This is a genomic window from Allofrancisella guangzhouensis, assembly GCF_000815225.1.
In the GTDB taxonomy this organism is placed as follows: Bacteria; Pseudomonadota; Gammaproteobacteria; order Francisellales; family Francisellaceae; genus Francisella; species Francisella guangzhouensis.
Genome location: NZ_CP010427.1, coordinates 1,122,546 through 1,148,453, shown reverse-complemented (window position 1 = coordinate 1,148,453; position 25,908 = coordinate 1,122,546). Strand labels below are relative to the sequence as shown.

Sequence of the window (25,908 nt, the reverse complement as noted above, 5' to 3'; positions counted from 1 at the left end):
AAAAATTTTGAAACTAGTACGAAGATATTTTTTAGCAGTATCACTAAGTGTATGTAGTATACATGCTAGCTATGCTACAGATACTGTTGCTGACTATAATCGTACCATACAACAGTCTATAAATAACTCGCCTCAATATAAGTATATAGGATATCAACTTGATTCTCGGCAGATGAATCCAGCTATCCAATTAGGTCGGTTATTACCAAGAATAGATATTTCTGGGACCATAAGTCAAAACAATATATTACAAGGTAGAAATAGTCAATCATATATTCAAACAGGGCCTTATAACTCAATAAAAGGTTTAGTCAGCTTAACTCAACCGTTATATGATTATGGAGCATACAAAGACCTACAATCCGCTCAAGAAACGGCTCAATTTGCTCAGCAAGACTATAGGACAAATTATCAACAATTTTTGTATGATGCTAGCTATGCTTATTTTAATCTAGCTAAAGCTATAAAAAACGTTGAATACACATCATATAATCGTAAAGCTGCTAAAACAAACTTAACTGAATTAGAAAATAAATATAATGCTGGAGTAACGGATGTAGCTGATTATGAAACATCTAAAGCTAACTACTATATAGCTGATGCTGATTATGCTTCTGCAAAGCGAGAGGAAAAAGTTGCTCGTGCTGAATTGCGTAAATTTACTAATAATGATGATAACATAGTACTATACGGTAATGAGTTCGAAGTTAAAGACCCATCTCCAACTTCAGAAGAAGAATGGGAAGAACTAACTATGAGAAGTAATCCAGCATATTTAAGTTCTATCCATACTAAAGAAAGTAAATTTTATGACTATCAGTCAGCAACTAGCTCATTTATGCCAAAGGTTAATTTTGAAATAAAGTATTCACCAGGTAATAACTCTATTACATCATTAGGGAATCCTATTTTTGATAATTTTTTACCAGCAAGAGGTACTGTTGATGCTTTTTACTTTGGTATAAGTTTAGAGTGGAATATTTTATCCGGTGGTACTAATTTTGCTGAGCTTAAAGAAGCAGCTTACAATTATCAGTCATCAGAGTTTGATATGATACAAACAGGAAGAGTTGCTCAAAATGATGCTATGTATGCCTACAGATTTGTAGAACTAAGAAAAAATAAAGTTAATTCACTAAGAGAATCTGTTGCTAGTGCCAAAATTGCTTATGAAAAATATAAAGAAAGATATGAGCAAGGTACGACAACTATTACTCAATATTTCATACTATTAAACCAATATTACCAACGTCTCATAGAGTTAAATAATGCCGAATTTGATTATATTCTAGGATTTTTAAGTTTATATAAAACTGCTGGTATATTAACTACTAAAACCATACAAGATTTTAATGAATGGTTATTGTTTAATCAAAATGTGGAGCTATAAAATATGTACATATCAACGCAACTAAATTGTTTTACTACAGAAAAAGACTCAAGCTCGTATCCTATTTACCTAATTAAGAAAAATAATCTTCAAAATTGGATTGCTAATCAAAATCAATTTACGCAAAAATTTATCCAAAACTCCCATTTGGGTGGAGAAAAGTCAACCTTGATTATTCCTAATTCAGCTGGAGATATCGATAAAATTATATGTATAGTAACAGATGATATGTATTCTATAGCTGATCTTTCAAATCAGTTAATCAAAGGAAACTACCATATAGAGTACTCTCAAGTAGATGATTTAGCTCTTTATTACATAGGTTTTGCACTAGGTGCTTATAGATTTAACACCTATTTTTCTCCGAGTAAGATTAAAATTACTGGTGTTAAAATACTTTTGCCTAAAAAATATAATTATATTTTGCCAGAGATAGAAGCAAACTATGTAGTCAGAGATATGATCTCAACACCAGCTGAGGATATGGGTCCAGCTGAAATATCTGCAATTATAAAAAATATGGCTAATAAATTTAATGCTAGCTTTGATGAAATAGTAAGTCAAGAACTTGTCAATCAAGGTTATATGGGTATTTATACTGTAGGAAAGGCAAGCCATCGTGAGCCTCGCTTAATTAGGTTAAAGTGGGGAAATAAAGAAAATCCAAAAATATCTATAGTTGGTAAAGGTGTATCTTTTGATACAGGGGGACTAGATATAAAGTCTGCTTCTGCTATGCAACTTATGCACAAAGATATGGGGGGAGCTGCTAACGCCATTGGTTTAGCTTATATAATTATGAAACATCAGTTACCTGTACACTTAAACTTAACTATACCAGCTGTAGAAAATTCTATAGATGCTAAATCTTTCCGTCCAAGTGATATCATAAAAATGAAAAATGGCACTACTGTTCAAGTTACTAATACTGATGCAGAGGGTAGGTTAATACTAGCAGAACCTTTATATGAGGAGTCACAGAAAAATCCTGATCTACTAATAGATTTCACAACTCTAACAGGAGCTGCTAGAATTGCTGTGGGTACTGAAATATCGGCTTTCTTTTGCAATAATGATGACGTTGCCAAAGAGTTGTACACCTTTAGTGAGAACACCCAAGATTTTATTTGGAGACTTCCACTAGCTACTTGTTATAAGAAAACCCTAAAAAGTGATTTTGCAGATCTAGTACATGCTGATTTATCACCATATGCAGGAGCTACTAAAGCAGCTTTATTTTTAGAGCATTTTTTAGGGGATAATCCACCAACTTGGATTCATTTTGATATGATGGCTTGGAATCTAACTTCGACAGCAGGTAAGCCAGTTGGTGGAGAAATGATGGCTGTTAGAGCAGCTTTCGCTATGTTAAAAGCTAAATATTTAAATAATTGAATTATTTATTTTAATAAATAATTTTGTATACTTTAGATAGTTTCTAAAATTTTATAGAGGTACTTTAGCATGACACAATCAGTATTAGATCAATTGAAAAGTGTTTCCAGGGTGGTTGCAGATACTGGAGATTTTGAACTGATTAAGAAATATAAACCTGTCGATGCAACCACAAACCCAAGCTTAATATTAAAAGCAGTAAAAGACAAAAAATATGAGCACTTATTAGAAAAATCCATTTCTTTAGTTAAACAAAAGTTTTCTAATCTTAGCCAGGAAAAGTTAATTCAAGAAACTCTAGTTGAAGTGTTAGTAATTTTTGGAACTAAAATATTAGAAGTTATTGATGGAAAAGTATCTAGTGAAGTTGATGCCAGAGTTTCTTTCAGTACAGCTAAAACTATTGATTACGCAAAAAAGATAATAGCTAAATATGAGCAAAATAATATTCCTAAAGATAGAGTCTTGATTAAAATAGCAGCAACTTGGGAAGGTATTAAAGCTGCTAAGATTCTAGAAAAGGAAGGTATTAATTGTAACTTAACCCTTATCTTTGACAAAGCACAAGCTCAAGCATGCGCTGAAGCTGGCGTATACTTAATTTCTCCTTTTGTAGGCAGAATTACAGATTGGCAAATTAAAGATAATAATCTAACAGAATTTCCTGCTATTGAACAAGATTCTGGCGTTAATTCTGTTAGAAATATTTATCAACTATATAAAGCTCATGGCTTTAAAACTATAGTCATGGGTGCAAGTTTTAGAAACGTTAATCAAGTAATTGCTTTATCTGGGTGCGATGCGTTGACAATTTCACCAATATTATTGGAAGAACTAGCAAATAAATATGAAAAGTTAGATACTAGTTTATCTAGTAACATAGGTGTTATAAAACAATCTCCAATCCTTACTGAGCCTGAATTTCGCTGGCAATTAAATGAAAACGCTATGGCTACGAATAAGTTAGCTGAAGGAATACGTTTGTTTACAAAAGACACTCTAGAATTAGAAGATATTATTAAAAAGAACTTTTAAAACTATATCTAAGGAGAGATATTATGAAAAAAAGACTTTTAACATCAATGCTATTTTGTAGCTTAGTATCGCTTGGGTTTAGTGATTTACCGAATCTTGCAGATGGTAATAGTTATATTAATAAAATACCACCTAAAAAAATACAGCCTCCTAAACAATTAAACAATAATATGGAAGCTATAGAATCTCAACATAAGAGAATAAAAAAAATAAAACCAAAAATTAAAGAAGATAAAATGTATGGACAACAAGAAATTAGTAATATGCCACCACCTCCTATAAAACCAAAGGCAATACCGTCACACTCTAATGGACAACCCTCTATACCACCGCATCGAAAAATCAATGATCAACAAAAAGGTGGAGATGATGAATATAGTAATTTAACTACAAATCTACAGTCTCCAAAAGAAAATATGCAACATAATTTGAATCTACTTTCTGATGAGGATAGAAAGCTAAATAGACAAATGATGTTTGATGGGCCACAAGAAGGTTTCCAAAATAATAAACCTAGAGGTATCTAGAGTTGTTAGAGTAACTTGTAAACTAAAGTCAAATTATTTCTACATTTGTTAACTTCATCTTCTTCAAATAACATTTTCTATATATTATAAAAAATAACACCGGCAGTAGTGATACTATTAAAGATAGAAATAAAGAAATTATAAATTCTATTGGGTTATCATACATATTATCGGGTGGCACAAATCCAACTGATATGCATAAGACAGTACCTATAATTCCAGCTATACAAACAACTGTCATTCCAAGCTTACCAAATGGAATACGAAAATCCTCTTCATTTTTTATAATATTTTTATTTTGTAGCTTTAATTTGATAGCTGCTAAAAACATTATTAAATACATTAAAGAATATATCTGTGTGCTAAGTGCCGTTAATAACCAATAATAAGCTTGGACAGATGGAACTAATTCAAGCAAAAAACATATTATAGTCATAATGATTGCTTGTAGGATTAAGATTCCATTAGGTACATCATGCTTATTAGTTTTATCCAGGATTTTTGGCAAAAAATGGCTATCTGCTGCTTGTAATAAACCTTTTGCTGGTGATATCATCCAGTTAATCATAGAGCCAATTGATCCAACAACTACCATTATACCTAACAAATAGTAAAAAAATACTGGAATCCCAAAACTATCTAAGTATATTTTAAAAGTTTTAATAGTACCATGTACGATATCTATTTCAGATTGAGGGAAAATAATTCCAACTGCTAAGGCACCTAATATCATGGTAAAAATTATAAATACTGTTGATATTAATAAAGCTAAAGGAAAATTTTTTTTAGGGTTGGAAACTTTTGTGATATGTACTGTTGCTAGCTCTAACCCTAAGAATGACGCTATAATTGCTGTCAGACCCATCCATGAATCAGTTGATTTTAAACTAGGGATCAAGTTATCTACAGTAAAATGTATTTGTATAGGATAATTGTAAATTAGCCATATTAAAGCAAATACTACCATAAGTATTATTGGAATAACCATGCCAAAAAATGTACAAATACTAGCAAAGATAGCAGAAATTCTTAAACCATTTAAATTAATTATTGTTAAGGACCAAAATACTATTGTTATAAATATCACTGTAAATTTTATATTTTGAGCAAAATCAGGATTAAATAGGTATGCGATAGTTCCAGCTAGAAATGTTAAAATGCTCGGAAACCAAATAAGAGTATTAATCCACTGAAACCAAATAGCTAACATTGCAATATCTGGTCCAAAAGCTTTCTTTACCCAGCCATATACACCTTCTTCGCCTTTTTTTGTATATGTAGAAGTCATTTCAGCAGATACTAAGCCTACAGGAGCTAAAAATAAAACTACACCTAAAAGAAAAAAGAAAAAGATATATGTGCCAGAAGTAGCTGTCGATGGCAGATTTCTGATATTATCGATTGCACCTGTCATCAATAAGATTAATAATAGAATACCAATCTTTTCTTTACCAATTACTTTCTCTGCCATAAAAAAACAAAAAATTAAAACATTAAACACAAAAGTTATAGTACATTAAAATAACGTAAATTAGTAATCCTTTTAAGCTATATATAAAGGCATTACTTGGAAAAGTTTTTCTAGTGTATTTAAGGTATCTTTATTATCCACTTTAAGGATAAGACGATCTTCATTTTCTACAACTACGTTATCAATATAAAACATAGGTATGTTATTTCTCATGATAGCTAAGATTTTTAACCCATTTGGTAATTTAATTTCAATTATATTTTTACCTATAATAGTGGACATATTTTCTTCACCATGAACTTTTATTTCGACTAGTAATTCTTCTGTACCTTCAATCTCATACATTCTAAGTATGTCAACTTGAGTAAGAAAGGCTTTAATAGTTGTGTATGAAAAATTGTGTGGTGAAATAGATAAATCTATCAATTTTAAATCTCTAGTAATAGAATAATATTCGGCACTATTAACAGTAGCGACTGTTTTCTTAGCGCCTAGTTTCTTTGCAAGTATTGATGACATAATATTTATTTCATCGGAGTTAGTAAGTGCAAAAAACATATCAGCTTCATCTATTCCCTCATTCACTAGAAGATTATTATTAACAGGATTATATTGCAGTACTGTTGACTTAGATAATTGATTTATAGCTGCTTCACATTTTTTTGCATTTGGGTCTATTATTTTTATTGTATAACCTTTATTTTCAAGAGATTTAGCTAAAGTTATACTCGCATGATTAATTCCAGCTATAAATATCTTTTTGATATTAACCTTTTTAGGTTGGAATATGGATAATATTTGAGGAGAGTATACTTTATCAGATAAATACATTGCTCTATCTCCAGCTTTAATCAAGATATTAGGGTCATTTATATCAAGCTTATTGTCTCCTCTATATACGGATATTATATCAACCCTCACATCACCCAAACCAAGGTATATGTCTTTTACTGAAAAGCCTATTAAAGGTGAGTTTTCCGCAACTTCAACCCCAATTATTTGTACTTTTTTATCAAAAAAACTAGATATAAAATAGGCCCCTGGTAGGAAGATCAATTGTTCTAACTGTTTTGTAGTTTCAAGAAAAGATTTAATCACTAAATCGATATTGTTTAATAATTTAGGGAACCTACTATATTCAGTGTCTCTAATTCTAGCTATTTTATAAGGTGTTTTGTATAGTTTATAAGCCATATCACATACAGCTATATTTGTAGTGTCATCAGAAGTTACAGCTATTATCATATCTGTATCTTTAAAATTGGCTTCCATCATTATATTTGGTTTAGTAACATCACCAATTATGGTTTGCACATCAAAGGCAGAAGATATAAACCCTAATTTTTCTTCATCTAAATCAATAATTGATACTTGATGATCTAAACTAAGTCTTTGTGTTAGATAAATACCTAATTGTCCTGCACCTAAAATAGCAATTCTCATATTTTATTGATAAAATGTTAAAAAATATAATACTAGATTGCAAACATACTAATCTAAGGTGTTAAAATAAGCAAATTTTAATTTACTTTGCTGACGTTTATTATTATCATATCGACAAAATGATACTAAAATAGTATAGTTTAAGTAAACATTATGTTAAAGATAAGTAAGTTACTAGATTATGGACTACTTATAGTAGTTACTATTGCTAAAAATGATTCCTCTCCGTATAGTGCAGCAAAAACAGCAGAAATAACAGGCTTAAATATACCCACGGTAAGAAAGTTGTTAAATCTCCTTTCTTTAGCAAACATAGTAGCTTCTAAACGAGGTGTTGATGGTGGCTATGTACTAGTCAAAAACCCGAGAGAAATATCTGTGTTGGAAATTGTTAAAGCAGTGGAAAATGATGTTAGCATTACTGAGTGTTGCGATATGCAAAAAAGTTGTAGTGTTTTAAAAAAATGCACTGTACACAACTATTGGAAGATCATGAATAATAAAGTGTTAGATATACTTTCTAACACTTCAATCTATGATATCGTTAATCACATGGAATAACCAAGAGCTAAATAAAATGAGTAAAAATTTAGATAAATTTATTGAACAAGATTACGAACATGGTTTTGTTACAAACATTGAAAATGAGACTATAGCTGCTGGTTTAAATGAAGAGGTTATTAGTTTAATTTCAGCTAGAAAAAATGAGCCTCAATTTATGTTAGAATGGCGTCTTAAAGGGTATAAAAAGTGGTTAGAAATGCAAGAGCCTGGTTGGGCTGATCTTAATTACCCTAAAATAGACTACCAAGCTATTAGTTATTATTCTTCCCCTAAGTCTATGAAAGATCACCCTAAAAGCTTAGACGAGATCGATCCAGAGATTATTGAAACTTATAATAAACTAGGCATTCCCTTACATGAGCAAGAAATGCTTGCTGGTGTCAAAAACATAGCTGTAGATGCGGTATTTGACTCCGTATCTGTTGTAACTACATTTAAAGATAAACTTGCTGAAGCGGGGGTGATATTTTGTCCAATATCAGAAGCTGTACAGAAGCACCCCGACTTAGTACAAAAATACCTTGGTTCTGTGGTTCCACAAAGTGATAATTTCTTTGCTGCTCTAAACTCAGCGGTATTTAGTGATGGCTCTTTTGTATATATACCAAAGGGCGTCACTTGTCCGATGGAGTTATCTACATATTTTAGAATAAATGCTATGAATACAGGACAGTTTGAGAGAACTCTTATTATAGCAGATGAGGACAGTTATGTAAGTTATCTAGAAGGGTGTACTGCACCAATGCGAGATGAAAATCAACTTCATGCTGCTGTAGTTGAGCTAATTGCTTTAAATAGAGCTGAAATTAAATATTCTACTGTACAAAACTGGTATCCTGGTGATAAAAATGGTAAAGGTGGGATATATAATTTTGTTACTAAAAGAGGTATGTGTAAAGGTGATAATTCCAAAATTTCTTGGACACAAGTAGAGACAGGTTCAGCTATTACTTGGAAGTACCCTTCGGTAGTATTACGAGGAGACAATTCTGTAGGTGAGTTTTATTCTGTTGCTTTAACACGTCATTCTCAAAAAGCAGATACTGGTACTAAAATGATCCATATTGGTAAAAACACTAAAAGTACTATTATTTCTAAGGGCATTTCAGCAGGACGAGCATCTCAAGCATACAGAGGGTTAGTTAGAATATCTCCAAATGCTGCTAACGCACGTAATTTTTCTCAATGTGATTCTTTACTTATAGGGCATAATTGCGGTGCTCATACTTACCCATATATTGAAAATAAGAGTAGTACTTCTCAAATAGAGCACGAAGCAACCACATCTAAAATATCTGAAGATCAACTTTTCTACTGTAAGCAAAGGGGGATCTCTGAAGAAGATGCTATCGCGATGATAGTAAATGGATTTTGTAAAGAAGTTTTTAAGAAACTTCCTTTAGAATTTGCAGTTGAGGCACAAAAACTTATGGAAGTAAGTTTAGAGGGCGCTGTTGGTTAGAAAATCTAATTTACTTAAGATAAATCAATAAAATAAGGTTAAAAAATGTTGTTAGAAATAGAAAACCTGCATGTAAATGTTGGTGATAAACAAATTTTAAAAGGACTAGATCTAAAAGTTAATTATGGTGAAGTACATGCAATAATGGGACCAAATGGAGCTGGCAAAAGTACTTTAAGTAATATTTTAGCAGGGAAGGATGGTTATGAAATAACTCAAGGCTCTATAAAATTTACCGGAGAAGACATAAATAATCTAAGTATATCTGAGAGGGCGGCTGCAGGAATTTTTTTGAGCTTACAATATCCTATTGAAATCTCTGGGGTTAGCAACGTTCAGTTTTTAAAAACAGCTGTAAACAGTATCCGTAAGCAAAAAGGCGAAAATGAAATGGATGCCATTTCTTTTATGAAGAAATTAAAAGAAAACATGCAAGTTCTTAAAATTGATCAAAAATACATGTCTCGAGGGGTAAATGAAGGTTTCTCTGGTGGTGAAAAAAAGCGTAATGAAATGCTTCAGCTTATGATGCTTGAGCCAAAATTAGCTATATTGGATGAAACTGATTCTGGTTTAGATATTGATGCTTTACAAATAGTGTCACATGGAGCAAATTCTATGCGTAGTTATAATAGAAGCTTTTTAGTAATTACTCACTACCAAAGACTTTTAGATTATATACAACCTGACTTTGTACATGTCTTAGCAGATGGGAAAATTGTTAAAACTGGAGATAAAAACCTCGCTCTAGAGCTAGAAGAGAAAGGTTATTCTTGGTTAAATAGTTAAAAAAAGGTAAAAAAAATGTTAATAAACAAAGATTCTCTACCAACTATTAAACAAGAAAGCTGGAAATATACCGATTTAGCTGCTATTTACGATAAAAATAATATAATCGAGATACTTAAAGAATCTCTACAAACTAAAGACTATCTTGAAGGTTTTAAATTTGACACTCAAGAAAAAGTTATAATCATAATAGACGGAGTTTTGGCTATTGATTACCATAATAAATTAACTCCTATAAGCAGTTTAGAATTTAATAAAGATACAAGAAAGATGTCTAAACTAGCAATAGAAAACTCAAAACATTTTATGGTAGAAACACTAAAAAATACTAGAGACTGCTTAAGCTTGATATTTATAAATACTGAAAATGCAAAGGGTAAATTAACTAATATTTCTTTAAAGCTAAAAGTTGGTATTTTTGCTAATTTGAATTTGGATATTGATTTTGTGAATTTAACATCAAATTCAGCTATCAATTTATTTTTAGATATGGATTTAGCAGAGTCAGCAAAAATTAATTTTACAAATAATGCTAATAACTCTAATAACGTAGAGCTCTTAACTACTGCAAATTATTTAGTAAATTTAGAAAAAAATGCAGAATTTAATTCTTTTAATTTGTTAAATAAAGATGCTTTACTTAGAAATGATTTTATAGCTAATCTTAATAAAGAAGGTTCAAGGTTTGATATCAGAGGACTTTACTTGCTTAATAATCAAACTATTGCTAATGCTTGCTTCCTTGTTAACCATAATGCTTCTAATACTTACAGTAACGTAAACTTTCGTGGGGTAGTTAATGGAGCCTCAAAAGCTTGGTTTAATGCTAAAGCAGTAGTTGCCAAAGGTGTTAAACAAATTCAAGCCTTTCAAAATAATAAAAATATCCAATTAAGCAATAAGGCTGAAATCAATACTAAACCAGAGTTAGTAATCTATTCTGACGATGTTGTTTGTACTCATGGAGCAACAGTAGGCGAGTTGGATAAAGAAGCTTTGTTTTATCTACAATCTAGAGGGCTTTCTTTACATGATGCTCAACATCTATTACTAGAAAGTTTTGTTAAATCTCAATTGACAGCTGATGATTTTCCTTTTGATAATGAAATAAAAGAACAGATTTTAGAGTCATTAGATAATGTATTAAATTCAGTTATATGAAAAATTTATTACTTATGGAACTGCTGTAAACTAAAACTATATAGCTGTAACTGTATTAAAAAATATTCTCAAAATGCTTATTTATTATATGTAAACTGCGTTTATCTGTTAAACTTAGAATATAAAAGTTTATAGTAAGATAAAGAGAGGGGATAAGTTTAGTGAAAAAGATTCTTTCTACAGCTTTTTTAATTAGTCTTGCTACGGTGACATCACTGTATGCATGTGATAATAAGAGCCAAAAAACACATAATACTATCAGTTACACAACTCAAGCAGAAATTAGTATTAAAAGCAATAGTGTTCTTGTACAAGTTACAGGCTATGCTACAACAACTTTAAAAGATATAAATAACATCCAACACAAAATTACTGCTAATATTAAAAATATTGTTGATACTAACTGGCAGATTAAAAATATTCAGCAAAATACAAACCAAAGCGGTACTCTAAATGTCACATTAGAGTTGCAAGCTAGAGTTACTCAAGCTCAATTGAATAAATTACAAACTACTCTAGATAGCCAAAAATCTAATGGACAAAAGCTGGTAGTCGATATTCTAGATTATAATCCACCAACCCAAGAGATTGAAACCGCAAAACAAGAGTTAATGATAAAAATATATAATAATACAAAACAATATCTAAATAATTTTAATAAACAAACTGATAGTCACTATGTTATACAATCTATCAAATATGGCTCTGATTATAATACAGTAACCCCTAGAGTTAATAATCTAGTTTTAATGAAAGCAGTGGCAAATTCAGATGAGAGTTTTAATCAAACTACTGTATTGAAAGATATAAGTATAAAAGCAAACGTAACATTTATCGAGAGGTAATACAAAAATGGCTGTAAGTAACGTTGTAAAAACAGATGAAGCAGGTTTTGATAAGATAATTAATAGCACATCAAAACCAATACTTGTAGATTTTTACGCTGACTGGTGTGGTCCATGCAAAACTCTTGGACCAATACTTGATCAGTTATCTAAAGACTATGAGAATGCTTTGATTGTGAAAATAAATGTCGATGATAATCAAAATTTAGCTGCTAAATTTGGTATTAGAAGTATTCCTACACTTATTATATTTAAAAATGCAAAACAACTTGAAACTTTAAACGGTGTTTTTACAGCTTCTCAACTTCAGAAAAAATTAGAAGCATATGAATAATAGCAGCAGCATGCCAGATTGGTATTTCACTACCAAATTTGAATTACCTATAATCCCTGAATATTACCCGTCAAAATTTGCTATAATTACAGCTTTTAACCCTATGAATCAAGAACTTAGCCTAAAAGAGAATACGCTAAGAAATAAAGTTCTAGAAAATGAGCTTAAGCAAAATTTTAATTGGATATATCAAATTAACGGGTTTGATTGTACAGGGCACGGACATAAAGAAAATGGATTTATGTTTGAAATAACTTCTATTGATGATGCTTGTGATTTAGGTTTAAAATTTTCTCAAGATGCTATTTACTATGTAAAAAATCTCAAAATATATGTAGTTAAATGTGCAATTGACCAGAGAAAAGCTATAGAAGTAGGAGATTTTTTATCTAGAATTGTTTGACATACTTAACTATACATTCTAATTCGCCTAAATATTTTAGGAAGTCTTCTTTACCTTTTTCTGTAATACTGTAAGTTGTTATAGGTTTGCCAGATTTAAATGATTTTTTGCTAGCAATATATCCATTTTTTACAAAAACACGCATATGAGTGCTCATGTGCCCATCAGTCAGCTCAAGTAAAGTCTTTATATCTTTAAAACAAGCGTTTTCTGTAGAATATAAGTAGGTTATAATCTTCGTTCTTATTGGTTGATGGAATATATCACTTAACATATTATAAAATTTTATAATTTTTATTTTATTATTTTTTATAAAATCTAATATACCTATTCAATAATAAATTTCAAGCTTTAAATTTTTAATTTATAGATAGTAGTTTTTTAAAATACCTCTTATTTATTTGTATGTAAGTTAAAACATTTTTTTATCAACAAAATATAAACATTCGCATAATATATATTATGTTAAATTATACGTATCGTTGATAAGTATGTGTTTAAGACCTGTTAATAACTACTCTTTTAATAAATTTAGGCGGCTAAAATTCATAAATAGCTTGTAATTTATCGATGATTTCTTGACTTGCTGGTAAAAAATTATATTTTTTGAGTTCTGAAATTTTTATAAGTTTCAATTGCTGATTTTCTTTTGGATAAGGTTTATTTTCAAATTTATTTATAATAAAAAATTCCAAGCTTACTTCTAGATTATCTCTATTAATGTATTTTTTCTTAAAGAAAGAATTTATGGATTTTGCAAAAATTCCAATCTCTTCATAAAGCTCACGTTTAATACATTCTATAAAAGTTTCATTCTTTTCAACTTTACCGCCAGGAAATTCCCAATAGTCAGAATATGTTTGGTGTTTTTGTCTTAGTGTTATATAGACTTTAGAGTTTTTATCATCTAGAATGATACCCACTGCTGCATTAATTTTTTTCATGCTGTTTCGTTTTATCAAAATAAGTATATAGGTTATAACAATATAATATGTTTCAAAATCATAAAAGTGAAATTTTACTTGCAACGCCTCTTATCAAGAATGATGCTGTATTTACCCAATCTGTAATATACTTATGTCAAAATGATAAACATGGCGCTATGGGTTTAATTATTAATAAGCCTTTAGCAGATACTCTTAAAGATGTATTTGAAGAATTAGAAATCCCTTGCGCAAACACTTTCAAAGAAATTCTTAATCACCCTCTTTATATGGGTGGACCTATTAGTTCGCATAAAATTTTAATTTTACATACTACAAATGGTAGAAATTATAGCTCGACTGTTAGACTAGATGAGGGTTTAGCTATTACAGCTTCCATAGATATCCTAGAAGATCTAGCCAATAATATCCTACCGGAATATTTCTTACCGATAGTTGGCTATAGTTGCTGGACTGCTGAACAGCTAACCAATGAAATTAAAGCTAATGATTGGATTGTTACAACCAAACTTAGTAAAAAAATTTTATTTAATTATGAAAATAAAGCAAAATGGCAACACCATATCGAACATGCAGGTTATAGCTTCCAAAACCTAGACACTTTGTTTAAAAAGATAGGTCACGCTTAATGATTGGAACTTTATTAGCTATAGATTATGGTAGAGCGAGGATTGGTTTGGCTAGTGGTCAAATGATCACAAAAACAGCTTCTCCAATCGGAACAGTTGAAGCTTATGATGGCAAACCTAACTGGTTAGAGCTTGATAGAATTATTAAGCGCTGGAATCCTTCTGATATTATCATTGGACTTCCTTTAGATACCAATGATCTTGACACTGATATAACTAGGGATGCGCGTAACTTTGCTAAAGAAATTCAAGATAGGTATCAAAAAAATATTCACCTGATAAATGAAGCTTACTCAACTAGAGAAGCAAGATGGCGCTTAGAAAATGTTAAAAATAAAAAAGTCAGCCATATAAAAGTTGATGCTTTAGCAGCTTGTGTGATTTTAGAAACTTGGATGTCTGAGAACTAGATATTTTCTTTATTTTCACATAAAATTACTTAATTAGTTTTCTTAAATAAATTAACTAGGTTTTATCATTTAATGGAAGAATATAATTTTACTAATATAGAACAAAATGCTCAAAAATATTGGCAAGAAAACAATAGCTTTAAGGCTATTAAAGAAAAATCTAAAGAAAAATTTTATTGTTTAGCAATGCTACCATATCCTAGCGGTACTTTACATATGGGGCATGTGCGTAATTATACAATAAGTGACGTTATTGCTAGATACCAAAAGATGTTAGGAAAAAATGTTTTACATCCTATGGGTTGGGACGCTTTCGGCTTACCTGCTGAAAATGCTGCTATCAAACATAAAAAATCTCCATATGAGTGGACAAAAAGCAATATTTCTCATATGAAATCACAATTTGGTTCATTAGGTTTTAGTTTTGATTGGTCAAGAGAGATTGCAACTTGTGATGAAGATTATTACAAATGGGAACAATGGTTTTTTATTCAGTTATATAAAAAAGGGTTAGCTTACCGTAAGAATTCTGTAGTAAACTGGGATCCAGTTGATCAAACAGTATTAGCAAATGAGCAAGTAATAGATGGTCGAGGTTGGAGATCTGGGGCGTTAGTAGAGAAAAAAGAAATTCCACAATGGTTTCTTAAAATTACTGAATATGCTGACGAGCTTTTAAAAGATATAAATAAATTAAATGGTTGGCCTGAAGCTGTTAAAACGATGCAAACTAATTGGATTGGAAAATCTAAAGGTCTAACAGTAAAATTTAGAATTAAAAATAGCCAAGATCATATAGAGGTATTTACTACTCGTCCAGATACTTTGATGGGGGTGAGCTACTTAGCTATAGCTTCTGAGCATTCTTTAGTTTTAGAACAAGCAAAGTCAAATAATGACTTAAGTAAATTCATAGATGATTGTAAAAAATCCTCAACTATGGAAGCAGATCTTGCAACGCAAGAGAAAAAAGGCTTCAAAACCTCTATAAAAGTTATTCACCCTATTTCTAATGAAGAAGTAGATGTATGGGTAGCAAATTTTGTATTAATTGGATATGGTACTGGGGCTGTTATGTGTGTTCCAGCTCATGACCAAAGAGATTGGGAATTTGCAAAAAAATATAATATTTCCCTAAAACAAGTTATTAAATCTAATGATGAAAAGCTAAATATTGATTTAGAAAAAGAAGCTTTTACAGAAAAAGGAATTTTGATAAATTCTCATGAATTTAATGGCTTAAACTTTAAACAAGCATACCAAGCTATTAAAAAATATCTTTCTGATAATGATAAGGGTTATGAAACAACTAATTTTAGAATACATGACTGGGGTATCTCCCGCCAAAGATACTGGGGCTGCCCTATTCCCATGGTTCATTGTGATAGTTGTGGAATAGTACCGGAAAAAGAAGAAAATCTACCAGTAAGATTACCTACAGATGTTACATTAACGGCAGCAGGCTCTCCTCTAAAAGATATACCTGGATTTTTAGAAACTAGTTGCCCTAGCTGTGGTATTAAAGCAAAACGTGAAACTGATACTTTTGATACTTTTTTTGAATCATCTTGGTATTATGCAAGATATGCTTGCCCTACTGCTAATCAAATGCTTGACGATGAAGCAAATTATTGGCTACCAGTAGATAAATATGTCGGTGGTATTGAACATGCTATCATGCATTTGTTATATGCTAGGTTTTTTCATAAATTAATGCGTGATCAAGGCTTAGTTTCTTCAGATGAACCTTTTGAAAATCTACTTACCCAAGGTATGGTTTTAAAAGATGGCGCAAAGATGTCTAAATCAAAAGGTAATACTGTAGATCCACAGGAATTAATAGATAAATATGGCGCTGATACAGTTAGGCTTTTTAGCATGTTTGCTGCTCCACCAGAGCAATCTCTAGAATGGACAGAAACAGGTGTAGAAGGAGCACATAAATTTTTACGTAGAGTATTTAATTATGCTCAAATTAACCAAAATGAACTAATAGTTAATTTTCAGATTGACACTAAAAAATTAGCAAAGGGTGATAAAATTATCCGTTTTGAAATATACTCTGCTCTTAAGCAAGCTATCTTTGATTTTGATAAAGGCCAGTTTAATACTGTAGTTTCTGCATGCATGAAAATATTAAATAGTTTAAACAGCAGTGAAAGCTTAGCCAAAGATGTAAAATCTGAAGGTTTTAATATTTTGCTTAGATTATTAGCTCCTTTTACACCTCATTTATGTCATCATTTATGGCAAGAGCTTAACTTAGGAGATGATATCTTAAACTCCAGTTTTCCAGTAGCTGATGAAAAAGCTTTAAAAAAAGATGATTTCTTATTAGTAGTGCAGATAAATGGTAAATTAAAAGCTAAGCTAGAACTAGAGGCTAGTTTGTCAAAAGAGCAAGTTGAAGCGGCTGTTTTATCTTATGGTTATGTAAAGGCTATAATTGAAAATAAAGAAATTATAAAAATAATTCATGTACCACAAAAACTAATAAATATAGTAATAAAATAGGTGTCCTAAATGAAAAAATATATCCTTATGTTGTTTATTGCTTTACTATATTCGTGTGGTTTTCACCCTCGTGGTGTTTCAACAGGTGATGGCGTTAATAACTTTGATAGTGTTGTAGGCACGAAATTCTATATTGAATCTAACGATTTTGATCAATACGCAAATGAACTAAGAAAAACTTTAATAAGCTATAAAGCAAATATGGTCACAAATGATAAAGATGCTGATTATATAATAAATATCCAAGATGCAGCTAAAACTTCGCAAATGACAAGCGTTGTTGGTGGTGCTTCAAATAATACATATCAACTGATATATACAGTGACATATAATATAGTTAAACCAAATGATGAAACGCCTATTGTGCCAAATAAAACTTTAAGCACGCAACAATTCTGGCAGTCTAACTCTGGTACAGTGCTTGCTCAAGATAATGAAGCAAGTAGAATTTATAATTATTTACAAGACCAACTAGCAACTAATATGGTTAATCAAATAGCCCTATTTTTACCTGAGCAAGATAATAATAGTAGCAATGCAACTACTACTAGTAATAAATCTCAACAAAATACTTCTAGTTCTAATAAAAATCTAGAACCTAATATGCTAAGCAATTAACCATTCTAAATGAAAAATAATACTATTATGGAAACTTTAATCTCTATTTACACGAAATTACTTGGAAATATCACTATTTCTAATGCTTTAAGCTTCATAACTATTTTATTAATAGTACTATTTATAGCATGGATAATAAACCTTATACTGAAGAGGTATATAGTAACTGTTGTTAAAGCTTTTTTTAGTAAAAAGGATTCTAATTTTGGGAAATCTCTAATTAAATACCAGGTTTTTAGGAAACTATCACATATAGGCCCTGCTGTTTTTATATATGTAGCCATTACTATAGCCAACTATCCAGACTGTCCTTGGACATTAAACTTAGTAAATGCTATAGAATTAATAGCTCAGATTTATATGACTTTAGTTATTATATGGTTTTTCTTAGCATTTACAGATGCTATTTTTGAATATTTCCAAACTCTACCGTATTTTGCAAGACATTCATTACGTAGCTATGCTCAAATCATAAAGATATTTTTATTTTTTATAGCTTTTATTTTAGTAGTATCACAGTTGCTTAATAAATCTCCTATTGCTTTTTTAACAGGATTAGGTGCTTTATCTGCTGTACTAATGTTAGTTTTTAAAGATACTATTTTAGGTTTTGTCACAAATATCCAAGTAGCAGCTTTAGATATGGTTAGGGTTGGTGATTGGATTACAATTCCAGCTGCTAGTGTTGATGGAAATGTAATAGAGGTTTCTGTAAATACTGTAAAAATACGTAATTTTGATAAAACTATTTCAACGATACCAACGTACGCTCTTATTAGTAATAGTGTTCAAAACTGGCGAGGCATGGTTGAAACTGGTGGTCGTAGAATAAAACGCTCAATAAACATTGATATTGATACTATAAAATTTTGCGATAATGAGCTCTTAGAAAAATTAAAACAAGAAGAGTTGCTAAAAGAGTATATAACTAGAAATTATAATGAAAAGATAACTAATATAGCTCTGTTTAGAGTTTATATAGAAAATTATTTACGCAATCATCCAAAAATACACCAGGATCTAACTTTTCTAATAAGAGAATTACAACCTACGGAATCTGGTTTACCTGTAGAATTATACATTTTTACAAATGATACGAATTGGGTAAATTATGAGAAAATCCAAGCTGATATTTTTGATTATGCTTTTGCTAGTTTACCAATGTTTGAATTAAGAGCTTTCCAAGCTATTACAGGTAGGATAACAGCAAAAGATTATTAATTAGCTTTATAAAAAATTAACACTTAGGGAGTGTTACTCCAAATTGACCTTGGTATTTACCACCTTTATCTGCATAAGAAGTTTCACACTGCTCATCTGATTGAAAAAATAGCATCTGGGCAACACCTTCATTAGCATATATCTTAGCTGGTAATGGGGTTGTATTTGAAAATTCTAAAGTCACATACCCTTCCCATTCTGGCTCAAGTGGAGTTACATTTACAATAATTCCACACCTTGCATAAGTAGACTTACCAAGACATACTACTAGCACATCTCTAGGTATTTTGAATTTCTCTACAGTACGTGCTAAAGCAAATGAATTTGGAGGGATAATACAAACATCTCCTTTAAAATCAACAAAATTTTTATCACTAAAATTTTTAGGATCAACTATAGATGAATTTATATTAGTAAAAATTTTAAACTCATCTGCACAACGTACATCATATCCATAGCTTGATGTCCCATAAGAAACTATTTTTTCACCATTTACTACTTTAATTTGTCCTGCCTCAAAAGGCTCTATCATACTTTGCCCTTGTGACATTTTTTTAATCCACTTATCTGATTTGATTGCCATTTTTACTCACTTATTTTTCTAATTTAACTCCGATAGAATCCAAGCTACTAGCTTTAGGTAGCTTTTGTATTTCATGTAATAAATTTTCAGCTACAGTTAGGTAACTTGTAGTTATATTATCATCTTTTCCTAGGCTTATATATGGTTTACCTAAGTCTGCATTTTCTCTGATATCTTTATGCAAAGGTAAGCTTCCTAAAAACTCAATATTGTTTTTGCCACAAAGTAAATGGGCACCATCTTCACCGAAAATATGCTCACTATTGCCGCATTTCGGACAAATATAGTAGCTCATGTTTTCAACTATACCTAATGTTTTAATATCCACTTTTTCAAACATTGCTATTGCGCGTCTGGCATCTATTAAAGATAAATCTTGTGGTGTGGTTACAATTACAGCCCCTGTTACTGGCATATTTTTAGATATAGTCAATTGAATATCGCCTGTTCCAGGAGGTAAGTCTAAAAATAGATAATCTATATCTTGCCAATCAGTATCATTAAGAAGTTGCATCAATGCGCGCGAAACTATAGGACCTCGCCAGATTACAGCAGATTCAGGATCAATAAGATTACCTATTGATATCATCTTTACACCATATCTCTCTAAAGGAATAATCTTCTTTTTATCCGTAGTTTTAGGATTATCTTTAAGATTTAGTAAAGTTGGTTGACTAGGACCGTAAATATCAGCGTCTAAAATACCAACTTGAGCTCCCATCTTAGCAAAAGCTACAGCTAAATTAGTTGTAACTGTTGATTTACCGACCCCACCCTTACCAGAAGCAACTAAGATAATATTTTTTATGTTAGGTAATAACTTCTGTCCAGCTTGCACTTTCTTTTTCTCAACGTTCTCTATTTTTTTCATATAACTTATTTTCTACATAGTTTTAGCTAAGTTAATAACATGACAGTTATCCACGTATTTGATAAAAAGGTCTCTTAACTTAAGGATTTTATTTGGAGATTCCCATCTACATGGGAATGACAATAATTTGATTGATATTTTTTTAATCATATTTGTTTGTAACAGTAATTATAATGGATTAGGTTATCTATAGAATAGATTTTTAGAATAGTATAATGTCATTATACTTTATTTAGAAGGTAGTTAAAACCATTTTTGTTGCTTTAAAAGCCAATAATATCAGCAATATCTATCAAAAATTAAACCTCCTCTATATAGTAAAATCAGCATATGCTAAAATTTTAAAAAATTCTGAAATTTATTTTCTAACCTTAGGCACATTACAAAAATGGAAAATTTTTTATTAAGCTTGTTATATATTTTAGAAGCAAACGTAATTTTATTTGTTTGTCAACTATTTACTATATTTGTTGTTTTAAAGCTTATAGTTGATAAAAAATCAGCTTCAAATATATTAGCTTGGCTTTTGGCGATTTTATTTATCCCCTACATAGCAATTCCTTTCTTTTTTATATTTCAACGCAAAGATAGGAGGAGTTTTTGGCAAAAAGAAGCTATGAGTATACGACAACCTGCTTTAGAAAATATTTGTATAACAGATGATACAATCTGTAGAAATTTACCTAAAGAGATTGTAAATGTTTTTTCAAATCTTGAGTTACCTACTTTAACAGCAAAGAACTCCTTTGAAATATACACTGATGGTGTAAATTCGTATAAAGCTTTTATTGAGGCTATAAATTCGGCTGAATCAAATATATATCTACAAACATATGTTTTTAAATATGATACAACTTCTAGATTAATACTCAGTGCATTAGAAAAAAAAGCCTCTTGTGGTATAGAAATTAAAATAATGATAGATGCTTTAGGTTCTTTTTATGTATATCGCCATAATAGAAGAATATTTAAAAATTTACGTAAATTAGGTGTTAAAGTTGTTTTTTTTATGCCTATACTGACAAATCCATTGCGTAATTATATTAATTATAGAAACCACCGTAAAATTTATATTTTTGACAATCATACCGTATTTAGCGGAGGAATGAATATTGGCGATGAGTATATGAGTCCCATACAGCATCAAGGGATGTGGGAAGATCTATTATTTAAAATTCAAGGTGAATCACTGATATATTTTTTAAAAGTCTTTTGTTCTGATTGGCACTTCGCAACAAGTGAAGAGTTAGATTTTAAAATAAAAAATAACATCAAAGAAGAATGTTTTACTCAAGTTATTCCATCCGGTCCTGATATGCAACGGGACCAGCTATATGCTGGTTTAATTACAGCAATAAATTCAGCAAAAAATAGACTATGGATAATTACACCATATTTAATACCTTCTGCTGACTTATTTCAATCAATAATACTTGCTAAACGCAGAGGCATAGATGTAAAGATTATAACGCCTAAACACTCAAATCATAAGATAGTTGATAAAGCTAGAACTAGTTATATTAGGGAGCTAATTAATTGTAATATTGAGGTACATTTTACAAAAAATATGGTTCATGCAAAAGCTGTTTTAATAGATGAAAATATAGCTATGCTTGGATCTGTAAACCTAGACAATCGCAGTCTATTTTTAAACTATGAATTAACTACGTTTATTTATAGCCCTAAACAAGTACAAAAATTATACGAATGGGCAGAAAAGATCATCGATGATTCAAGTCAAGATACCTCTCACATAACCAACAAGCCAGGCAGTTTAATAGTAGAAAGTATTATGAAGATACTTACCCCTTTGATGTAAATTAAACCCTTTGCTCTACTGCGAACTTTTCTTTTAAAATTTTTAAGACCTTCTCTGTATTTTCTATAATTATTTTTTCATCTAAGGTTTGATTATTATCTTGGAAAAGCATACTAAGAGCTATGCTTTTTTTATCATTTGATTGTTCTTGGTAAACATCAAATATATTTACATCTTTTAAGATAGTTATATTCAGGTCATCAATAGCATTTATAATGTCACCAGCAAAAATAGCTTTATCAACTAAAAATGAAATATCTCTTGATACTGATGGATACTTAGAAATTTTTTCAAAACTAGGAATTTCTTTCTTAGTTAAAATATCTAAATCTAGTTCAAAAACTATAGGAGCTTTTGCTTTAATTTGGAAAGTCTTAAGTACTGTTGGATGGATCACTCCAATGACTCCTACTTTCTTACCACTAGCTAGAATATATGCTGATTGACCTGGATGTAACCAGTGAATATTATCACAAATCTCAAAACTTAAGTTAGCAACATCATTACATAATGCTTCAATATCTGATTTCACATCAAAAAAATCACTCTTTTTATTATTAAGCCAGTTTGTATTATTCAATTCACCATACACTAAGCCGGCTATTTTATTAAATTCAAATCTTTTATCGTTACTTGATTTAAAGCAAGTTCCTTTTTCAAATATCCTTACCCTATTCTGTTGACGGGAAATATTTATTTTAAAAGTGTTTAATAATCCTGGGATAAGAGATTGTCTCATTATAGATAAATCTTGTGAAATAGGGTTTTGAATTGCAATACCTCTATCAGCAAAGAAAAATTCGTCATATTTAGGATCGATAAAACTATAGTTAATAATCTCATGGTAACTTCTATCAACAAGTCTAGATTCTAAAATTTCTACTGCTTGTCTACTTTCTGAAATATTTACTTTAGATGCTCGATATAAAGGCATAGCTTCTGGTAAATTTGAATATCCATAAACTCGAGCAATCTCCTCTATCAAATCTTCAGGAATTTCCATATCAAAACGATATGATGGAGGAGTTACTTCCAAGCAACATTCATCTATTTTTTTAACCTGCATATGCAATGCCGTAAGTACGTTAAGCACATAATCAATTTTAAAATCAGTGCCTAAAACTCTATTTAGTTTTTTGATACATAAATTTATAGTGGTTTGTTTATTTAAAAATTCAAAATCTTCTTGACAAGAAATTTCACCAACTTCTCCACCAGCTATATTAGTTATCAGCTGTATAGCTAGTTTCATAGCAGATTTAGCAAGTTTAGGATCAACGCCTCTTTCAAATCTATGTGATGAATCGGTATGTAAATTATACTTACGAGCTTTACCAGCTATTTTCTCTGGTACAAAAAAAGCACTTTCTAAGAATATATTTTTAGTATTACTTGTAATAGATGAATCTAAGCCACCCATAACTCCAGCTATTGCTAAAGCTTTTTTCTCGTCAGCTATCACAAGGGTGTCTGTTTCTAATACAACTTTTGTATTATCTAAAAGAGTTAACTCTTCTTGGGCGTTTGCATAACGAATATTAATGCCACCTTCTAATTTATCAAAATCAAAAGCGTGCATTGGCTGACCTAAAAGTAACATTACATAATTTGTAACATCTACAAATAAAGAGATACTACCAACCCCACTTCTTCTAAGTTTTTCTTGCATCCGTATGGGTGTAGTAACTGAAGTATCAACATCTCTTATAATACAACCATAATAACTTTTACAAGCATCTAAAGCAGTTATTGCGATATCTTTGGTCTCTTGTATTTGGAATTTTGGTTCAACTATTTCAATAGGTTTTAGTTGTGTTTTTGTTAGGGCTGAAACCTCACGAGCTATACCATATATGCTTAAGCAATCCGCCCTATTTGGCGTCAAATCTACTTCAATAATATTATCGTCTAAACCAAGATATTTGTTAATGTCTTCACCAACCGGAGCATTTTGTGGTAGATCCATTAAGCCATCAGCATTTTCTGCTAAACCAAGCTCTTGCTCTGAACACATCATACCAAAAGATTCTTGACCTCTTAGTTTAGATTTTTTAATTTTAAAGTTACCTGGTAGTACAGCTCCAATTTTTGCCACTGGTGCTTTCATACCTTCATAAATATTTTTAGCACCACAGACTATTGTTAAAGGCTCTTGTTCAGCAACATCAACTGTACAAACATTTAATTTATCTGCATCGGGATGTTTTGTAATAGTTTTTACTTGACCAATTACAACATTACTGACTTTTTCAGTAACTACTGTTTCTACAGCGTCAACTTCTAAACCTGCTAATGTCAATGTATCTGCTAGATCTTGACTACTTTGAGTAGCATCTAGATACTCATTTAACCAATTATGACTAAATTTCATTTATAAAATCTCCTAAAGATGTTGATTTAAAACATCTGCAAAGTAAATAGCTTAATTAAGGGCATTATTCTATATAATATTTCAAATCTAATAATGTGAAGTTTTAAATTTAAAATAATAACTCATGCTATTATAACAATATATATCCGTGTGTAAATTTCGATTAACAAATTTTCTAAAATGTAGCATGAATTGACCTTAAATTTGGTGCTTAACTTTGTAGATTATTTAACTTTATGTTATTTCTATTTAGTTGAGTGGTTCAATAAAAAAGGAGATATACAATGAGAAAGTATGAAGTACAAGATAGAGAAACTGGAAACTCAGTAGAAATATTTGACTCTTATGAGGAAGCAAAAAATGCATTAGAAGAGTATGAGGCTCAAGATGAGAATAATGGAATATATGAAGAAGATCTTTATGTAATAGTTGAAGTTGACGCAGCACTATAAAAAACAAACTTGGTAATTTACTTACGCTTAGACTTAAACCTTTTTCTGTGTTATTTATTAAATTTATTTTAACAAATAAATAGTTGCTATAAAAATCATAAATAAAGTTTTATATTGTGTTAGGCTTTAACTTGAAAATGTTAGCCTCTACAATCCTATGGGAAAATATTTTCAAATAATCAATTAACAACTAAAGGGGGACGACTAGCTATGGCTTACGATAATGATAATTCAAAAAAAAGTAGGACAGAAATAAGTGAAGAAGCTGCTCAAACTAGAAAAGAGCATGATCCGGATGCTTTCTCTGAAATGGGTAAAAAAGGAGCCCAAGAAAGGCATAATAAGTCGCCAGAAGAAGAAAGTGAGATAGCTAAAAAAGCTGCTCAAACCAGAAAAGAGCATGACCCGAATGCTTTCTCTGAAATGGGTAAAAAAGGAGCCCAAGAAAGGCATAATAAGTCGCCAGAAGAAGAAAGTGAGATAGCTAAAAAAGCCGCTCAAACCAGAAAAGAGCATGATCCGGATGCTTTCTCTGAAATGGGTCACAAGGGTGGTACCAGTAAAAACCAAAATCAAAACGATGATAAAAACAAAAGTAACAAATAGGTTGATAAATAATCTATAGTGATCTAGGTTCTCCATGAACAAAAAAATGAA

The 25,908-nt window shown here is 30.5% G+C and carries 26 protein-coding genes; 19 read left to right on the top strand and 7 right to left on the bottom strand.

Annotated elements, in window-relative coordinates:
• Positions 1 to 7: 7 nt before the first annotated feature.
• From SD28_RS05400 to SD28_RS05385, 4 genes are all read left to right on the top strand, one after another.
• Positions 8 to 1,390: a TolC family protein gene (locus tag SD28_RS05400; protein ID WP_039124868.1), complete on the top strand. Its 1,383-nt coding sequence runs from the start codon at positions 8 to 10 to the stop codon at positions 1,388 to 1,390.
• 3 nt (positions 1,391 to 1,393) lie between these two features.
• On the top strand, positions 1,394 to 2,785 hold the full coding sequence (locus tag SD28_RS05395; RefSeq protein ID WP_039124866.1) for a M17 family metallopeptidase: 1,392 nt from the start codon (positions 1,394 to 1,396) through the stop codon (positions 2,783 to 2,785).
• 69 nt (positions 2,786 to 2,854) lie between these two features.
• Entirely contained in the window at positions 2,855 to 3,820 is a 966-nt protein-coding gene (gene tal, locus SD28_RS05390; protein ID WP_039124863.1) for a transaldolase, read from the top strand.
• Between the two features lie 23 nt (positions 3,821 to 3,843).
• Positions 3,844 to 4,347: a hypothetical protein gene (locus SD28_RS05385; protein WP_039124861.1), complete on the top strand. Its 504-nt coding sequence runs from the start codon at positions 3,844 to 3,846 to the stop codon at positions 4,345 to 4,347.
• Positions 4,348 to 4,375: 28 nt separating this feature from the next.
• On the opposite strand, the gene SD28_RS05380 is transcribed toward SD28_RS05385, so the two are convergent.
• Together SD28_RS05380 and trkA are read right to left on the bottom strand one after the other, a co-directional pair.
• The gene (locus tag SD28_RS05380; protein WP_039124859.1) at positions 4,376 to 5,818 is read right to left on the bottom strand and encodes an APC family permease; all 1,443 of its coding nucleotides are present in this window, start codon (positions 5,816 to 5,818) and stop codon (positions 4,376 to 4,378) included.
• Positions 5,819 to 5,890: 72 nt separating this feature from the next.
• Complete coding sequence (gene trkA, locus SD28_RS05375) at positions 5,891 to 7,261, bottom strand: Trk system potassium transporter TrkA (protein ID WP_039124857.1); 1,371 nt, start codon at positions 7,259 to 7,261, stop codon at positions 5,891 to 5,893.
• Positions 7,262 to 7,414: 153 nt separating this feature from the next.
• On the opposite strand from trkA, the gene SD28_RS05370 reads away from it, so the two are divergent.
• The 7 genes from SD28_RS05370 (at position 7,415) to SD28_RS05340 (ending at position 12,819) form a co-directional block, all read left to right on the top strand.
• A complete protein-coding gene (locus SD28_RS05370; RefSeq protein ID WP_039124855.1) occupies positions 7,415 to 7,822 on the top strand; it encodes an SUF system Fe-S cluster assembly regulator in 408 nt (135 codons plus the stop codon).
• 16 nt (positions 7,823 to 7,838) lie between these two features.
• The gene (gene sufB, locus SD28_RS05365) at positions 7,839 to 9,287 is read left to right on the top strand and encodes a Fe-S cluster assembly protein SufB (protein WP_039125814.1); all 1,449 of its coding nucleotides are present in this window, start codon (positions 7,839 to 7,841) and stop codon (positions 9,285 to 9,287) included.
• A 45-nt stretch (positions 9,288 to 9,332) separates the two neighbouring features.
• Positions 9,333 to 10,076: a Fe-S cluster assembly ATPase SufC gene (gene sufC / locus SD28_RS05360; protein WP_039124853.1), complete on the top strand. Its 744-nt coding sequence runs from the start codon at positions 9,333 to 9,335 to the stop codon at positions 10,074 to 10,076.
• Between the two features lie 15 nt (positions 10,077 to 10,091).
• The gene (sufD, locus tag SD28_RS05355) at positions 10,092 to 11,237 is read left to right on the top strand and encodes a Fe-S cluster assembly protein SufD (RefSeq protein WP_039124851.1); all 1,146 of its coding nucleotides are present in this window, start codon (positions 10,092 to 10,094) and stop codon (positions 11,235 to 11,237) included.
• Positions 11,238 to 11,398: 161 nt separating this feature from the next.
• Positions 11,399 to 12,082 (top strand): hypothetical protein, encoded by a 684-nt coding sequence (locus tag SD28_RS05350; protein WP_039124849.1) that lies wholly within the window; start codon positions 11,399 to 11,401, stop codon positions 12,080 to 12,082.
• A gap of 7 nt (positions 12,083 to 12,089) precedes the next feature.
• Positions 12,090 to 12,416 carry a thioredoxin gene (trxA, locus tag SD28_RS05345; protein ID WP_039124847.1) on the top strand — a complete coding sequence of 109 codons (327 nt, stop codon included), beginning with the start codon at positions 12,090 to 12,092 and terminating at the stop codon, positions 12,414 to 12,416.
• Positions 12,409 to 12,819 (top strand): DUF3293 domain-containing protein, encoded by a 411-nt coding sequence (locus SD28_RS05340; RefSeq protein WP_039124845.1) that lies wholly within the window; start codon positions 12,409 to 12,411, stop codon positions 12,817 to 12,819. The genes trxA and SD28_RS05340 overlap by 8 nt, the downstream gene beginning before the upstream one ends.
• Here SD28_RS05340 and SD28_RS05335 read toward each other — a convergent pair.
• Together SD28_RS05335 and mutT are read right to left on the bottom strand one after the other, a co-directional pair.
• Positions 12,806 to 13,093, bottom strand: a complete 288-nt coding sequence (locus SD28_RS05335; RefSeq protein WP_039124843.1) for a winged helix-turn-helix domain-containing protein — start codon at positions 13,091 to 13,093, stop codon at positions 12,806 to 12,808. The genes SD28_RS05340 and SD28_RS05335 overlap by 14 nt on opposite strands.
• A 265-nt stretch (positions 13,094 to 13,358) precedes the next feature.
• Positions 13,359 to 13,763 (bottom strand): 8-oxo-dGTP diphosphatase MutT, encoded by a 405-nt coding sequence (gene mutT, locus SD28_RS05330; RefSeq protein WP_039124841.1) that lies wholly within the window; start codon positions 13,761 to 13,763, stop codon positions 13,359 to 13,361.
• Positions 13,764 to 13,810: 47 nt separating this feature from the next.
• Between mutT and SD28_RS05325 the strand changes: the two genes are divergently transcribed.
• The 5 genes from SD28_RS05325 to SD28_RS05305 all read left to right on the top strand — a co-directional run bounded on the left by SD28_RS05325 (position 13,811) and on the right by SD28_RS05305 (position 19,155).
• Entirely contained in the window at positions 13,811 to 14,392 is a 582-nt protein-coding gene (locus tag SD28_RS05325; RefSeq protein WP_039124839.1) for a YqgE/AlgH family protein, read from the top strand.
• On the top strand, positions 14,392 to 14,802 hold the full coding sequence (gene ruvX / locus SD28_RS05320) for a Holliday junction resolvase RuvX (protein WP_039124837.1): 411 nt from the start codon (positions 14,392 to 14,394) through the stop codon (positions 14,800 to 14,802). The genes SD28_RS05325 and ruvX overlap by 1 nt, the downstream gene beginning before the upstream one ends.
• A gap of 72 nt (positions 14,803 to 14,874) precedes the next feature.
• Complete coding sequence (leuS, locus tag SD28_RS05315; RefSeq protein ID WP_039124835.1) at positions 14,875 to 17,316, top strand: leucine--tRNA ligase; 2,442 nt, start codon at positions 14,875 to 14,877, stop codon at positions 17,314 to 17,316.
• 9 nt (positions 17,317 to 17,325) lie between these two features.
• Positions 17,326 to 17,934: an LPS-assembly lipoprotein LptE gene (locus SD28_RS05310; protein ID WP_052251876.1), complete on the top strand. Its 609-nt coding sequence runs from the start codon at positions 17,326 to 17,328 to the stop codon at positions 17,932 to 17,934.
• Between the two features lie 27 nt (positions 17,935 to 17,961).
• The gene (locus SD28_RS05305) at positions 17,962 to 19,155 is read left to right on the top strand and encodes a mechanosensitive ion channel family protein (RefSeq protein ID WP_039125809.1); all 1,194 of its coding nucleotides are present in this window, start codon (positions 17,962 to 17,964) and stop codon (positions 19,153 to 19,155) included.
• A 16-nt stretch (positions 19,156 to 19,171) separates the two neighbouring features.
• On the opposite strand, the gene dcd is transcribed toward SD28_RS05305, so the two are convergent.
• Positions 19,172 to 19,738, bottom strand: coding sequence for a dCTP deaminase (gene dcd / locus SD28_RS05300; protein WP_039124833.1), 567 nt, complete (start codon positions 19,736 to 19,738; stop codon positions 19,172 to 19,174).
• 10 nt (positions 19,739 to 19,748) lie between these two features.
• Positions 19,749 to 20,609 (bottom strand): Mrp/NBP35 family ATP-binding protein, encoded by an 861-nt coding sequence (locus tag SD28_RS05295; protein WP_039124831.1) that lies wholly within the window; start codon positions 20,607 to 20,609, stop codon positions 19,749 to 19,751.
• A 388-nt stretch (positions 20,610 to 20,997) separates the two neighbouring features.
• Here SD28_RS05295 and cls point away from each other — a divergent pair, with 388 nt between their 5' ends.
• A complete protein-coding gene (gene cls, locus SD28_RS05290) occupies positions 20,998 to 22,428 on the top strand; it encodes a cardiolipin synthase (protein WP_039124829.1) in 1,431 nt (476 codons plus the stop codon).
• 1 nt (position 22,429) lies between these two features.
• Here the strand turns inward: cls and pheT are convergent, their stop codons facing one another.
• Complete coding sequence (pheT, locus tag SD28_RS05285) at positions 22,430 to 24,799, bottom strand: phenylalanine--tRNA ligase subunit beta (protein ID WP_039124827.1); 2,370 nt, start codon at positions 24,797 to 24,799, stop codon at positions 22,430 to 22,432.
• 284 nt (positions 24,800 to 25,083) lie between these two features.
• On the opposite strand from pheT, the gene SD28_RS08105 reads away from it, so the two are divergent.
• Together SD28_RS08105 and SD28_RS05280 are read left to right on the top strand one after the other, a co-directional pair.
• Positions 25,084 to 25,251: a hypothetical protein gene (locus tag SD28_RS08105; RefSeq protein ID WP_157698634.1), complete on the top strand. Its 168-nt coding sequence runs from the start codon at positions 25,084 to 25,086 to the stop codon at positions 25,249 to 25,251.
• Between the two features lie 210 nt (positions 25,252 to 25,461).
• Positions 25,462 to 25,857, top strand: a complete 396-nt coding sequence (locus SD28_RS05280; RefSeq protein WP_039124824.1) for a hypothetical protein — start codon at positions 25,462 to 25,464, stop codon at positions 25,855 to 25,857.
• The last annotated feature ends 51 nt before the right edge of the window (positions 25,858 to 25,908 follow it).